Below are 14596 nucleotides of genomic sequence, written 5' to 3'. Positions count from 1 at the left end.
CCTCTCCTGCCATGTCCGGCGCGGCGGCCGGGCAGCGCGTCACTGCTCGGCGAGGGCGCCCTCCAGGATGTCCAGGCCCTCGTTCAGCAGGTCCTCGCCGATGACCAGCGGCGGCAGGAAGCGCATCACATTGCCGTAGGTGCCGGTGGTCAGCACCAGCAGCCCCGCACGGTGGCAGGCCGCCGCCACCGCCGCGGTGGCCTGCGGCGCGGGCTCCTTGGTGCCCGGCCGCACCAGTTCGATGGCGAGCATCGCGCCCCGCCCCCGTACCTCGCCGATCAGCCCGAACCGCTCGGCCAGCGCGCGCAGCCGGGGCTTCATGATCTCCTCGATGCGCCGCGCGCGGGCCGGCAGATCCAGTTCCCGCATGGTCTCGATGGCGCCGAGCGCCGCGGCGCAGGCGACCGGATTGCCGCCGTACGTGCCGCCCAGTCCGCCGGTGTGCGCGGCGTCCATCAGCTCGGCGCGGCCGGTGACCGCCGCCAGCGGCAGCCCGCCGGCGATGCCCTTGGCGGTGGTGATCAGATCGGGGACCAGGCCCTCGTCCTCGCTGGCGAACCACTGTCCGGTGCGGCAGAACCCGGACTGGATCTCATCGGCGATGAAGACGATGCCGTGCTCCTTCGCGAAGCCGGCCATGCGCGGCAGGAAGCCCTTCGCGGGCTCGATGAAGCCGCCCTCGCCCTGCAGCGGTTCGATGAGGATCGCCGCGACGTTCTCCGGGCCGATGTCCTTGCTGATGAGGTCGATGGCCTGGGCGGCGGCCTCCTCGGCGCAGTTCTCGGGGCCGGTCAGCCAGCGGTACGGGTACGCCACCGGCACCCGGTAGATCTCCGGCGCGAACGGCCCGAAGCCCTGCTTGTAGGGCATGTTCTTGGCGGTGAGCGCCATGGTGAGGTTGGTGCGGCCGTGGTAGCCGTGCTCGAAGACCACCACCGCCTGCCGCTTGGTGGCGTAGCGGGCGATCTTGACGGCGTTCTCCACCGCCTCCGCCCCGGAGTTGAACAGCGCGGACTTCTTCGGGTGGTCGCCGGGGGTGACCCGGGCCAGCTCCTCGCACACCTCCACATAGCCCTCGTACGGGGTGACCATCGCGCAGGTGTGGGTGAACCGGGTCAGCTGCTCGGTGGCCCGGCGCACCACGGCCTCCGCGCTGTTGCCCACCGAGGTGACCGCGATGCCGGAGCCGAAGTCGATCAGGGCGTTGCCGTCGACGTCCTCCACGATGGCGCCGCCGGCCCGCCGCACGAACACCGGGAGCACGGTGCCCACGCCGTTGGCGACCGCGGCCTGCTTGCGGGCCATCAGTTCCCGGGACAGCGGCCCGGGAATCTCGGTGACGACGCGCCGCTCCTGGCGCAGGGCGGGGCCGCCGGACAGTTCGGTCAAGCTGCTCATGTGCGCACTCCTCGGTACGAAGGGGCTGCTTTTCTCGCTCTGCTGTGCAGGCTAGGGCCAGCCGCCGGGGCCTGGCATGCACCGCCACGTAGCAGTTCCCCCGACCACTTGGCCGTGATGGACAGCGGTGCCCGGGGCGGGGGCCGGGGCGTGGATCCGCCGTGCGGACGGCGTTCCCGGCGATCAACGTGCTCGATTAGATTGATGGCGACGCACAGTCAGCCATCCGGCCGGTCAGGGGGCTTGGGAGAGATGAGTACGGACGGCACCGGGCGGGCGGCGGGAGGCGACGTACGGCGTACCCCCGCCGTGCCGCCGCACGGCGCCCCGCCGCGGCCCCGCCAGGCGCCAGAGGCCGAACCGGCCGCCCCGCCGCTGGTGCGCTGGGTACGCACCCCGCGGCCGGCCGCCGGGGCCGGCATCTGGCGCCTGGGCCATGTGCCCAAGCCGCCGCAGGACCCGCACCGGCTCGGCGATCGCGAACTGCACGGCACCGCGCTGCTGGCGCTGCTCGCCGGATGGCTGGTGTGGTCGCTGTACGACAACCGCTATCTGCGCGCGGTCGACTGGCCGCTGGACTGGGCGGGCGCGGCCTCCTGGGGCCCGAGCACCGGCGGGATCAGCGTCATCCACACCTACCAGGTGCTGTTCGTGTGCCTGCTGGCCTACGTGTTCGGCCGGCTCGGCCACGCCCCCGCGCTGTGGCGGCGGCATCGGCCGGCCCTGCTGCGGCTGCTGGGCCTGCCCGCGGGCACCGAGCCGCTGGAGCGCGCGGTGGTCCTGCGCGCGACGGCCGCCGCGGTCGCCGCGTACGTGGTGTGGACGCTCAGTTTCCGCGGTGTGTGGACGTTCTGGCTCGAACCGCTGTACGCCGTGGTGCCCGACTCCTGGTGGGAGGACGGCGACAGTACGGCGTACACCGTCGCGTACAACGTCCACTACGCGCTCTACGCGCTGCTGCTGGCGCTGCTCCTGGGCTGGGCGGGGGGCTGGGGCGCGACCGCGCGGCGGTACCGTCCGGCGTGGCTGGGCGGGGACGGCGCCGGGACGCGGGGGGAGCGCGAGCGGGAGCGGCTGGCGGAGTGGTCCGAGCTGCGCGCGGCCGGCGCGGTGCCCGCCGCGGACCGGCTGGCCGAGGAGATGCGCTCGGGCGCCATGAGCGATCTGGACTACGCCCGCATCGAGCACGCCTGGCAGGCGGTGCGTGCCCGGCCCACCGCGCTCGAACAGTTCACCCGCGCCGCGCTCGACGACGGGGCCGGCGCGTTCGTCCACCCCTCCGGCAGCCGTGACCTGACGGTGCGTACGGCGCAGCACGATCTGCTGACCCGGCAGGTGCGCATCGGCCGCGCCGTGGACGAGGAACGCAACCCGTACGAACAGCGCGGCGAGGAGATCGCCCTGGACCCCGCCGTCCTGGGCACCTCGCTCCTGGCCGTGGGGCCGCCGGGTTCCGGGAAGACCGGACGGGTGATCCGGCCGGTCACCGAGGCGCTGTGCCTGCACGCGCTCACCGGGCAGGCCGCGGTGGTGGCGGTCGGCACCGCGCGCAGCGCGCTGGGGCCCGACGACGCCTTCGACATCATCGTGCGGGTCGGCGACGTCCGCTCCACCCATGTGCTCGACCCGTACGGCGGGGCCGCTGACACCGACGAGGCCGCGGCACTGCTGGCGGAGGCGCTGATCGGTGGCAGCGAGAGCGATCCGCGTACGGCCGCCGCCGCGCTGGCCCAGCTGATCGGCCCCTTCCAGGCGGCGTACGGGCACTTCCCCGGCATACCGGAGCTGCGCGCCATGCTCGACGGCGCCCCGGCCCTGCTGGCCACGCTGCGCGAGGACCTGGGACTGGCCGGTGCGTGGGACCAGCAGCGCGAACTGGACGCCCGGGCCCGGCAGGCGCAGCGGCCCGACGACATCGGACCCCGGCTCGCCGACCAGCTGGCGCTGCTGGACCGGGCCGGTTTCTCGCAGGGTGAGGCGGAGCGCCGCACACCGCCGTTCTCGCTCAGCTCGCTGGAGCACCCGCTGCGGGTACGGATCGATCTGCCGGCCAGCGGGCACGCGGAGGCGGGGCGGGTGATCACGCGGCTGCTGCTGGCGCAGTTCACGGCGGCGGTCACCGCGCGGCCGGACCGTACGCTGTTCGCCGCTCTGGTGCTGGACGACGCCACCGCCGCGATCACCCCCGGAACGGTGCGCGGGCTGACCCATCTGCGCCCGGCGAACGCGGGCGCGGTGCTCTCGCTGCGCACCCTGGACGATGTGCCCGCCGCGCTGCGCAGCGGGCTGCTGGGCGCGGTGGGCTGCCGGATGGCGTTCTCCGGGATCACCACCTGGGACGCGGAACACTTCGCGCGGGCCTGGGGCACGGCGTGGACGGAGGACCGCGACGTGACCAGTACCCCGGACCGCACCGGCGGCGTGGTGCGGCGGTTCACGCGCGGGGTGCGCAAGCTGTTCACGGGGCGGGACGCGACCACGGAGTCGGTGACGGTGCGGCGGGTGGAGCGGGAACGCTGGTCGGCCTCCGAGCTGGCGCACCGGGTGCCGCCGCGGCACGCGGTGCTGTCGCTGACCACGGTGGCGGGGGAGTCCGGGCCGCCGGTGCTGGTGCGGCTGGGCTGAGCGCGCCGCGGACCGCACCTCCGCCGGGAGCGGCGGTGCTGTGCTGCCTCGCCCGGCGCCGCGGGGCGGTGCCGGGGCCCCGATCCGTGCCTTTGCGCCCGGCGCCGCCGGCGCGGTCCACCCTGGCCCCGTGGTCCGGCGGCCCGTGCGCGGCCATCCGTCCGGGGGTCCCGATGGGGATGGCCGAAGGTATCCCTGGCGCATATGACAAGCGCTGTACCGTGATGTCGGCGCGTGTCGTTCCCCGGTCATCCAGATGGTCTCCCAAGGTGGTCCATGTACCCGACGCTTTCCTCACTCGTTCAGCACACGGCGCTCAAATTGGGCGTGCTCACGGGGGAGGACCGGCTGGACGTCCCGGTCCGCTGGGCGCACGCCAGCGAGCTGGCCGATCCGGTGCCCTATCTCGACGGCGGCGAGCTGCTGCTGACCACCGGGCTGAAACTCGACATCGACGACGCGGCGAAGATGACGGAGTACGTGCGCCGGCTGAGCGCCGCCGGGGTGGTGGGTCTGGGCTTCGGCGTCGGGGTGCACCATCCGGCGGTCACCCCGCAGCTGCTGGCGGCCGTGCAGGAGGTGCGGATGCCGCTGCTGGAGGTGCCGCGGCGTACCCCGTTCATCGCGATCGGCAAGTTCGTCTCCGCCGCCATCGCCGCCGAGCAGTACCGGTCGGTCGGCGCCGGCTTCGCCGCGCAGCGCGAGCTGACCCGCGCGGCGCTGGCCCCCGGCGGGCGCCAGGCGCTGCTCGACCGGCTCGCCGCGCAGCTGGACGGCTGGGTCGCGCTGTACGACGTGGCGGGTGCCGTCACCGCCGTGGCCCCGGCGTGGGCCGCGCGCCGCGCCGCCCGGATGACGCCGGAGGTGATCCGGCTGCGCGACCGCCCGGCCCCGGCCAGCGCGGTGTGCTCCTGCGCGCCCGAGGCCGGCCCGGACGCCGCGGGCGGCGGGGCGGGGGAGGACCGGGTGGAATTGCAGTCGGTGGGTTCGGGGCGCAGCGCGCGGGCGGTGCTCGCGGTCGGCACCGCCGCGCCGCCGGGCACCGCGGAGCGCTACGCGGTGCAGTCGGCGGTCGCGGTGCTGACGCTGGTCACCGAGCGGTCCCAGGCGTATCAGGCGGCCGAGGCGCGGCTGGGCGGCGCGGTGCTGCGGATGCTGCTCAGTGGCGAGCCGGATCACGCCCGGGCGGTGGCCGGCGATCTGTACGGGGGACTGCTGGACGCGCCGCTGCGGCTGCTGGCCGCCGAGACGGGCGGGGAGCCGGAGGCGCTGACCGAGCTGGGCGCGGCCATCGAGTCCGCCGCCGCCCGGGCGGGGGAGGCCGTGCTGGCGCTGGCGGACGGCCAGCAGCTGGTGGTGCTGGCGGCGGACGGCGGGGCCGCGGTCGCGGCGGGGGCGGCGTTCGCCCGCACCGAGCTGCCGCCCGCGGCTCCGGGACCGGCCGTGATCCTCGGGCTTTCGGCGCCCACCGGGCCCGCCACCGTGGACACCGCTTACCAGCAGGCCAGGGCGGCCCTGGTGGTGGCGCGGCGGCGCGGTCGCCCGCTGGTGGAGCACGACGACGTGGCGGCCGGCTCCGTCATGCCGCTGCTGGCGGACGACGCCGTGCGGGCCTTCGCCGAGGGGCGGCTGCGGGCGCTGCGGGCCCATGACGCGCAGGGCCGCGGCGATCTGGTCGCCTCGCTGCGGGCCTGGCTGTCCCGGCATGGTCAGTGGGACGCGGCAGCCGGCGATCTGGGCGTGCACCGGCACACGCTGCGCTACCGGATGCGCCGGGTGGAGGAGATTCTGGACCGCTCGCTGGATGATCCGGATGTCCGGATGGAGCTGTGGCTGGCGCTGAAGGCCACCGGGGCCTGAGCCGGTACGGACGGGGTCCCGACCTCCCCTGGGGGACGCCGGGACCCATCAGATCCGGTCAGAATTTGCCAGTGGACGATCGTTACTGATCATCCCTGATCGGTCACGAGCAGTACTGGGACTCCTTGCCGATCGAGCGGTACATGCAGTCCGCGTTCTCCAGCAGGATCAGCACGGCCTCCCGGTTGCGGGCGGTCTCCCGGTCGATCACGTTGCCCGGCGGGTAGAAGCCACCGCCGCTCGCACCGCGCGGATACATCTCGAACGTGTACGAGAAGATCCCCTGGTCCGCCCAGAGCCAGTCGTTGATGGATCCGTCGGTGATGTACAGATCGCTGGACTGCTGCGCCGTGTACCCGTTGCTCGCGGCCATCTCGCGCCCCACCGCGACGAAGGCGTCCCGGTCGTCCGCCGTCAGACCCGCCGCGGTGTCCGCGTAGGTGTAGCCGTAGGGCCACAGGATCAGCTCGCCGTAGGTGTGGAAGTCGATGTGCGCGGTGATCTGCTGCTCGCCGCCGACCACCCGGCTGCGGACGAAGTCGGCGACCACCCTGGTCTCCGGCCCCGACTCGGGTGACGCGCCCCGGTAGGTGGCGCTGCTCGTGCTGCCCGAGGAGCCGCCGCAGCAGCCCCACATGTGGTCCCAGTTGCGGTTGAGGTCGGTGCCGATCGAGCTGGACCCGGAGTTGGGCTGGCGGTTCTTGCGCCAGGAACGGAACGCGCCGGACTCCGTGTCGTAGTGCTTGCCGTCCGGGTTGACCGAGGGGATCAGCCAGATCTCCCGGGTGTCCAGCAGTTCGGTGACGCGGGCGTCGCGCCCGTACTGGGAGGTCAGTTCGTCCAGCGTGTAGAGCGCCATCTCGACGGTGAGATGTTCGCGGGCGTGCTGGTTGTGGGTGAACAGGATCTCCGGCTCGTCCTCGTCGACGGCCACGTTGGCGCTGACCTTGACCGCGACGATGTCACGTCCCTCGTGGCTGCGGCCGATCACCCGGCTGCTGACCAGGCCGGGATAACGGGCCACGGTGTCGTTGACGGCCGCCGTCATCGACGCGTAGGTGTGGTAGTCGGACGGCGCGGCGGCCTGGAAGTCGGCGCCCTCGGCGGTGTCGGCGAGCGGGGTCAGCTCGTAGCCGAGCTTCCGCAGCCGCTCCGCCTCGCCGGCGTCGGCGGTGATCAGCACCGAACTGTGCAGCACCTCGTCGATGGCCGTGCCGGTCCCGGCCAGCGCCGTACGGTCCTGGGCCGTCCGCAGTCCGGCCACCTCGTACTGCCGGATCTGCTGAAGGGCCGGATCCGCCGAGCGGGCCGGGTCGGGTGTCGCGGCCGGGCCGGGTACGGCGGTGGCCTGGGCGCCGAGGGTGAGCGCCAGGGCCAGGGACAGGACGGCGGCGCCGGCCGCACCGTACCTGCGGGTTCGCCGGGTGCGGCGGGTGGTGCCTGGTTCCTGTGGTGCACGCGGTGTGCGCATCGCAGCTCCGGGTTCTCCAGTGCGACGGGTGGGGGCGGCGCCATGGTCCCGAACATGGCATGCTCCGGTCAATGACGCCTTTCCGGTCCCACCCGGCCAAGGCGTAAGAATGGAAACAGCCACCCCTACGCGGCGTACAAGTAAGCAGGAGTGCCCGAACCCCTACGGTGGAGCCCGGACACCCAATTCCACCCCTTTCGGAAGGGCGGGACCCGCGATGACGACAGCGACTGCCACCCAGGCGTTCTGGCTGGCCGGGCAGCAGGCCACCGGTACGGACACCCTGGAGGTGACCTCCCCCTGGGACGGTCGGCATCTGGCGACGGTGAGCGTGCCCACGCACGAACAGACCGAGGCGGCGGTGGCCGCCGCAGCCGCCGTGGCCGCCGAGTTCGCCGCCACCCCCGCGCATGTACGCGCCGCCGCGCTCGACCACGTCGGCGCCCGGCTCGCCGAACGCGCCGAGGAGATCGCCCAGCTCATCAGCGCGGAGAACGGCAAACCCATCAAGTGGGCCAGGACCGAGGTCGCCCGCTGCCGCTCCGTCTTCCGCTGGGCCGCCGACGAGGCGCGCCGCTTCAACGGCGGCACCGGCCAGCGACTGGACGCCGACGCCGGTGGCGAGGGCCGGCTCGCGCTCACCCGCCGCATCCCCTACGGCCCGGTGCTCGGCATCGCGCCCTTCAACTTCCCGCTGAACCTGTGCGCCCACAAGGTCGCCCCCGCCATCGCCGCCGGCGCGCCGATCATCCTCAAGCCCGCCCCCGCCACCCCGCTCTCCGGGCTGCTGCTGGGCGAACTGCTGGCCGAGACTGACCTGCCCGCCGGAGCCTTCAGCGTGCTGCCGGTGCCGAACGACGCCATGCCCGACCTGGTGCGCGACGAGCGGCTGCCGATCATCTCCTTCACCGGCTCCGCGCCGGTCGGCTGGTCCATCCGCGACTCCGTGCCGCGCAAGCGCGTCACCCTGGAACTGGGCGGCAACGGCGCGGCGATCGTCCTCGGTGACTACTCCTCCGACGCCGACCTGGACTGGGCCGCCCAGCGCATCGCCACCTTCTCCAACTACCAGGGCGGCCAGTCCTGCATCTCCGTGCAGCGCGTCGTCGTCGACGCCACCCTGCACGACCGGCTGCTCCCCCGGCTGATCGAAGCCGTACGGAACCTGGTCACCGGCGACCCGGCGGACGACGCCACCGACGTCGGTCCGCTCGTCAGCGAGGACGCCGCCCGGCGCGTGGAGTCCTGGGTCGACCAGGCCAGGGACGCCGGCGCCACCGTCCTCACCGGCGGCACCCGGGAAGGCGCCAGCTACGCGCCCACCGTGCTCGCCGACGTCCCCGCCGACGCCCTGGTGAGCCACGAGGAGATCTTCGGCCCGGTGATGACCGTCACCACCGTCGAGAACGAGGAAGCCGCCTACGCCGCCGCCAACGACTCGCGGTACGGCCTCCAGGCGGGCCTGTTCACCCACGACCTGCGCGCCGCCTTCCGCGCCCACCGGGCCCTGCAGGTCGGCGGCGTGATCGTCGGCGACGTCCCGTCCTACCGCGCCGACCAGATGCCCTACGGCGGCGTCAAGGACTCCGGCGTCGGCCGCGAGGGCGTGCGGTACGCCATGGAGGACTACACCTACGAGCGGGTGATGGTGCTCACCGGCATCGAGCTCTAGCTGTATTGCCCTGTGAGGTTGGGGGCGCGGCTGGCGGGTGGTTTGTCTGCGAGGGCGGTGTGTCTGCGGTGGTGATTGTAGGTGTGCAGCCATTGCGGGAACGCGTCGCGTCGTTCCTGCTCGGTCCGGTAGGGGCGGGCGTAGGCCCACTCGTCCAGCAAGGTCCGGTTCAGCCGCTCAACCTTGCCGTTGGTCTGGGGCCGGTAGGGGCGGGTTCGCTTGTGAGCGATCCCGGCCTGGGCCATGGCCTGGCGCCAGTCGTGGGACCGGTAACAGGCCCCGTTGTCGGTCAGGACGCGTTCGACGGTGATTCCGGCTTGCTCGAAGAACGCCTGGGCGCGTTGCCAGAACGCGGCGGCGGTGTCTTTCCTCTCGTCGGTGTGGATCTCGCTGTAGGCGAGGCGGGAGTGGTCATCGACGGCGGTGTGCAGATAGCTGTAGCCGGCGCCCGCTCGGGTCTTGCGGCCTGCTTGCCGGCCCAGGACCTTGTGTCCGCCGCCGTCGGGAATGTTGCCGAGTTTCTTGATGTCGACGTGCACGAGCTCGCCGGGCCGTTCGCGTTCGTAGCGGCGTATGACGCGGCCGGTGGCCCGGTCCAGATGCGTGAGCCGGGCCAGCCGGTAACGGGTCAGGACCCGGTGGACCGTGGAGGGCACCAGTCGCAGCAGATGAGCAATCCGTGCCGGCCAACACCGACGCACCACGCGGACCTGGATGATCCGGCGTTCGGTGCGGGTCGGGGTCCGGCGCGGGCTGCTGTGTGGCCGGGAGGTCCGGTCGCACATCCCGCCCTCGCCCTGTTCGCGGTAGCGGGCCGCCCACCGTGCCGCGGTGGTGGGTGAGACCTGGAAGCGTTCAGCGGCCCGGCGCACAGGCCATCCGTCATCCACGATGCAGCGGGCAAGCCGCAGACGGCCGGTCTCGATCAGGGGCGCGTTACGGTGAGGCACGAGGGCCTTTCTGGTCGCCGGTGCAGATGTCGCAATCCACACCAGGCCAGAAGGCCCTCACCCATATCAAGACCAACCAACCGTGAACCCCGTCACCAACCTCTGTGATCAGTACATCTAGCGGAACGCCCCCGCCGTCCACGGCGCGGGGCGTTCCGGCGCTCGGACGCCGCTCAGGTGGTCCTCAGGCCGTCTTCCGCGCCACGATCAGGTCCCGGGTGATGGCCTGATCCACCCGGTGCTCGAAGCCCCGGTACGGCTCCGTGTCCCGCACCTCGAAGCCCGCGTCCGCCAGCACCTCAGCCAGCTCCGCGCGGGTGGCGCCATAGGTGTTCCACGAGATGCCGATGGCGCCGCCGGTGCGCAGCAGCCGTGCCCACACCGGCACCGCCTCGCTCAGCAGCGGCAGCGGGGAACGGGTCAGCCCGCCGCCCTCGCCGCGGGTCCTGCTGCCGTACCGCACCCCGTACGGCGCGTCCGTCACGATCAGGTCGAACGAGCCGGGCCTGAAGAACTGATCACTGGCCACCGTGTCCGCCTGCACCACGGTCAGCCCGATCGACTGCCCCTTCTTGTACAGCTCCTTGTTCTCGCCGATCTCCACCGACAGCCGCCGCCCCAGCGTCCGCTTGTCCCGGCGGACCTGCCCGCTCTCCGCGCGGTGCTTGAGCCGGCCGGCCTTCAGCCAGTGCCGCAGAAAGGTCTCGTACGCCTCGACGCTGCGCGCGTCCTGCTCGACCCCTGCGGAGTCCAGGCCGTACATGAGTGCCTGGTTGAGCGTGGTGCCGCGCCCGCACAGCGGGTCGAGCACCCGCAGTCCGCCGCTGAGCAGCCGCTGCGGGGCGTCGCACGCCATCGCCGTCACATTCAGCAGCAGCTTGGTGAAGTCCTCATTGGTCTTCCCCGGGTACTTCTGGATGGTGATCAGATCACTGGGGAACCGGTCGAGTCGCTCCACCGGCACCGGGCGCAGCGCCGGAGCGTCCGGCTCCCCCTCGATCAGGAACAGCGCGTACAGGGAGGACAGGTTCGCCACATGGCGAAGCTGCCCGGCGGTCAGCTCCGGCGCGCGGAACGTCACATACGGCACCCCGCCCAGTTCGGCCGCGGCCACCTCCCGCACGGCGCCGTCCAGCACCGCGTCGCTGAGGACCAGCAGCTCGGCGCGCGCCAGGTCGGCGGCGCCGGCCGCGTACAGCCGGTTGTGGGAGGGCAACAGCAGGAAACCGTAGGTGTGCATCGCGTTCATCGCGCCGGAGTCTAGCCGCCGCGGCGTCAGCCGAATTCCAGCCGGTCCACCCGCACCCCGGCGCCCACGGTCAGCTCCAGGTCCGCCACCCCGTCCGGCGGGACGGGCAGCTCGCCGCGCACCGTGGTGTACGCGTAGCGGTCGCCCGTGGAGGGCACCGCGAGCGTCAGCTCCGCACCCCCGGCCCCCGGAACCCGCAGCGAGAGGACGCCCTCACCCGGCTCCTGGCGGGCCACCCGCACCGTGACGACGGCCGGGCCGCCGCCCGTCCCGAGGTCGCAGCGCCGGAACAGCAGCCGGCCGGGCGCCCCGCCGGCAGCGGTCACCGCGTCGCCCGCCGAACGGGAGAGATCGATGATCTCCACGCCGTCCGCCTCGTCGAAGTCCGCCGCCGCGAGACCCGCCGCCCGCACCGCGCGCGGCGGCACCGGCTCGCCGTCCAGCGTCAGATGGGTGCGCTCCCTGATGTCCCGGCTGGAGGAGCCGATGTGCAGCTCGTAGCCGCCCGGCTCCACCGTCCACCGCCCGTGCGCCACGTCCCAGAAGCCCAGCGCCTCCGCCAGCGGCACCTCGAACGTCAGCCGCCGCGCCTCGCCCGGCGCCAGCGCCACCCGACGGTGGGCGACCAGCGCCCGGTGCGGGCGCGGCACGCTCGGCGCGGTGGCCACCGCGTACACCTGGACCACTTCCTCGCCGGCCACCGTGCCGGTGTTCCGGACGGTCACCTCGGCGGTCAGCGTCTCGCCGTCCTGCCGCACCGACGCGTCCGCGTAGCCGAAGGACGTGTACGAGAGCCCGTGGCCGAACGGATACAGCGGCGTGCCGTCGTAGTAGAGATACGTGGTGCGCGAGCCGATCAGGTCGTAGTCCTGCGGGCCCGGCAGCTCGGCGTCCGCCCCGTACCAGGTCTGCGGCAGCCGCCCCGCGGGGGAGATGTCGCCCAGCAGTACCCGGGCCAGCGCCGTACCGGCCGCCTGCCCGCCGTGCGCCGTCCACAGCAGCGCGGGCAGCGTGGCATCGGCGGCGTCGACCGCGTAGGGGTAGGAGGAGGAGAGCACCAGCACGGTGCGCTCGTTGGCGGCGTGCGCCGCCTGCCACAGCGCCTCCTGCTGCGGGGGCAGCGCCAGGGAGGGCCGGTCCTCGGTCTCGCGGCCGTTCAGATGCGGGTCGTTGCCCGCCACCACGACCACCACGTCGGCGTCCGCCGCCGCCCGGGCCACCTCGTCCACGCCCCGCCGCACCGTCTCCACGGTGAACACCGCGCCCTCGCCGGCGTCCGGCGCGACACTCAGCCCGCCCGGGGTCACCGCGACCAGCCGTCCGGTCGCCCGGTGCCGCAGCAGCTGCCCGTCGGTGTGCGGCTCCAGGGTGAACACCTCCTGGATCACCCAGCCTCCGGGCTGCGCCGCCGACGCCCGCAGCAGTCCGTCCTCGGCGACCGACACGTACAGTCCGTCGGCGGCGCGCAGCGTCAGCACGCCCTCGCCCCAGTCGACCAGGTCCAGCACGGACCCCTGCTCCGGGTCGGAGCCGGCCGTCACCGTCAGCGGCGCCAGGTCGGTGCGCCCCGCGATCAGCGCCGGGTCAAGGGCCCCGGCCGCCGCCCGGTCGCCGACCGCGACCTCCGGGTCGGCGGCGGGCACGCTCACCCAGCCCTCCGCCGTACGCAGCCGGATCCGGTCGGTGCCCTCCGCGAAGGTCACCGAGCCCACCGCCGGGTGCTCGCGCAGCCCGGCCAGCGGGCTGACCCCGCGCAGCAGCGTCCCGCTGTACCAGTCGAGCTTCACCTCGTCCGCCAGCAGGCCGACCACGGCGATCCGCAGCCCCGGACGCAGCGGCAGCAGCCCGTCGTTCTTCAGCAGGACGACCGCCTGCTCGGCGGCCTCCCGCGCCAGCTCGCGGTGCTCGGGGGTGTCGAACGCCGCCTCCGCCGCGAACGGGTCGAGCCCGGGGTCGAAGTCGCTCAGCCGGAACCGCATGTCCAGCAGACGGCGCGCCGCCTCGTCGATGTCGTCCTGGCCGATCAGCCCGCGCTCCAGCGCGGCGCCGAGCCGCTCCACCGACGGCGCGGAGTCCTCGCCGTGATCGGTGAAGCTGTCCACCCCGGCGCGCAGCGCGGCGGCCAGACCCTCCTCGTGGCTGGGGTAGTACGCCTCGGAACCGGCGATGTTGCTCGGCGCGCCGGCGTCCGAGCAGACCACCAGCGGCTGCTCGCTCCAGGTGCGCAGGTGCTCCGCCAGCAGCGGGGAGAGGTGGTTGGGACGGCCGTTGACGAGGTTGTACGCGGGCATCACCCCGGCCACCGAGCCGGCCCGCACCGGACCGCGGAAGGCGGGCAGCTCGTACTCGTGCAGCACCCGCGCCCGCACCGAGGTGGAGGCGGTGTCCCGGTCGGCCTCGTGGTTGTGCGCCAGCCAGTGCTTGAGCACCGGCGCGGTACGCCAGTACACGGGGTGCTCGCCGCGCAGCCCGCGGGTGTACGCGACGGCGATGGCCGAGGTCAGGTGCGGGTCCTCCGCGTACCCCTCCTCGTTGCGGCCCCACAGCGGGTGGCGCAGCAGGTTGACGGTGGGGGACCAGACGTTGAGCCCGACCCGGTCGTCGTGCGCCCGCATGGCCCGCACCTCACGGCCCACCGCCTCGCCGACGCGCCGCACCAGCTCCGGGTTCCAGGTGGCGCCGAGCCCGACCGCCTGCGGGAAGACCGTGGCCGGTCCCATCCAGGCGACGCCGTGCAGGGCTTCCTGGCCGGTGCGGAAGGCCGGAACCGCCAGTCGTCCGACGGCGGGGGCGTACTGATGGAGCATCGCGAGCCGCTCGGCCGGGGTCAGCCGGTCCAGCAGATCGGTGACCCGTTCCGCGACGCTCAGCTGGGGGTTGCGGAAGGCCGGCTGATGGGCTGTCACAGGTGATTCCCTTGGGGACGGCGGTATCGGGGCGGCGCCACGGGCCGATACGGTAACGCGGTAACGGGGCGGCTCTCCCACACGTTCGAAGCGCTTCGATGCTGTGTTTCCGACAGGTCTCCTGTCAAGACACGGCTTGGCAACGACTGCTGAACCCCAAGAAGATACAGGCTACCCAGCTCGTCGAAATACAGTCGAACTTTCTTTGAAGCAGGGGTTGTGCCCCCTAGCTGACGGGTCTTAATGTCGGCGCCACATCGAAGCGCTTCGACCACCTCGCACAACGGTCGTGTGATGGCAAAGAGCCACGAAGGGTTGACGAATGCCGAACTCAAGCTCCGCTCCAAGTCGGAGAAAATTCCTCGCTTCCACGGCGGTCGCCGCGGCGGCGACGGTGGGGGGTGTGCCGCTGCTGGCGGCATGCGGCTCCGACGGGGGGAGTGGCGGAAGCGAGGGACGGGCCTC

General features: G+C 73.2%; 8 protein-coding genes. 3 read left to right on the top strand and 5 right to left on the bottom strand.

Going from position 1 to position 14596, the window contains the following annotated elements; translation table 11 throughout:
* Window positions 1–39 precede the first annotated feature (39 nt).
* A complete protein-coding gene (gabT, locus tag H7827_RS05805; protein ID WP_432743184.1) occupies window positions 40–1398 on the bottom strand; it encodes a 4-aminobutyrate--2-oxoglutarate transaminase in 1359 nt (452 codons plus the stop codon).
* A 252-nt stretch (window positions 1399–1650) separates the two neighbouring features.
* On the opposite strand from gabT, the gene H7827_RS05800 reads away from it, so the two are divergent.
* Window positions 1651–4023: an ATP-binding protein gene (locus H7827_RS05800; RefSeq protein WP_432743182.1), complete on the top strand. Its 2373-nt coding sequence runs from the start codon at window positions 1651–1653 to the stop codon at window positions 4021–4023.
* A gap of 276 nt (window positions 4024–4299) precedes the next feature.
* Window positions 4300–5883 (top strand): PucR family transcriptional regulator, encoded by a 1584-nt coding sequence (locus H7827_RS05795; RefSeq protein WP_200363790.1) that lies wholly within the window; start codon window positions 4300–4302, stop codon window positions 5881–5883.
* Window positions 5884–5986: 103 nt separating this feature from the next.
* Here H7827_RS05795 and H7827_RS05790 read toward each other — a convergent pair whose 3' ends face one another.
* Window positions 5987–7354: a M14 family metallopeptidase gene (locus tag H7827_RS05790; protein ID WP_432743180.1), complete on the bottom strand. Its 1368-nt coding sequence runs from the start codon at window positions 7352–7354 to the stop codon at window positions 5987–5989.
* Window positions 7355–7571: 217 nt separating this feature from the next.
* On the opposite strand from H7827_RS05790, the gene H7827_RS05785 reads away from it, so the two are divergent.
* Entirely contained in the window at window positions 7572–9026 is a 1455-nt protein-coding gene (locus tag H7827_RS05785; RefSeq protein ID WP_432743178.1) for an aldehyde dehydrogenase family protein, read from the top strand.
* On the opposite strand, the gene H7827_RS05780 is transcribed toward H7827_RS05785, so the two are convergent.
* From H7827_RS05780 to H7827_RS05770, 3 genes are all read right to left on the bottom strand, one after another.
* Entirely contained in the window at window positions 9023–9976 is a 954-nt protein-coding gene (locus H7827_RS05780; RefSeq protein WP_432743176.1) for an IS481 family transposase, read from the bottom strand. The genes H7827_RS05785 and H7827_RS05780 overlap by 4 nt on opposite strands.
* 184 nt (window positions 9977–10160) lie before the next feature.
* Window positions 10161–11225, bottom strand: coding sequence for a TRM11 family SAM-dependent methyltransferase (locus H7827_RS05775; RefSeq protein WP_386537251.1), 1065 nt, complete (start codon window positions 11223–11225; stop codon window positions 10161–10163).
* Between the two features lie 26 nt (window positions 11226–11251).
* Complete coding sequence (locus tag H7827_RS05770) at window positions 11252–14131, bottom strand: glycoside hydrolase family 3 C-terminal domain-containing protein (protein WP_432743174.1); 2880 nt, start codon at window positions 14129–14131, stop codon at window positions 11252–11254.
* Window positions 14132–14596 lie beyond the last annotated feature (465 nt).

The sequence above is a fragment of the Streptomyces sp. JH002 genome (assembly GCF_050916115.1).
Classification (GTDB): domain Bacteria; phylum Actinomycetota; class Actinomycetes; order Streptomycetales; family Streptomycetaceae; genus Streptomyces; species Streptomyces xiamenensis.
The sequence above is the reverse complement of the archived record's forward strand: the minus strand, read 5'-3'. Positions and strand labels throughout refer to the sequence as shown.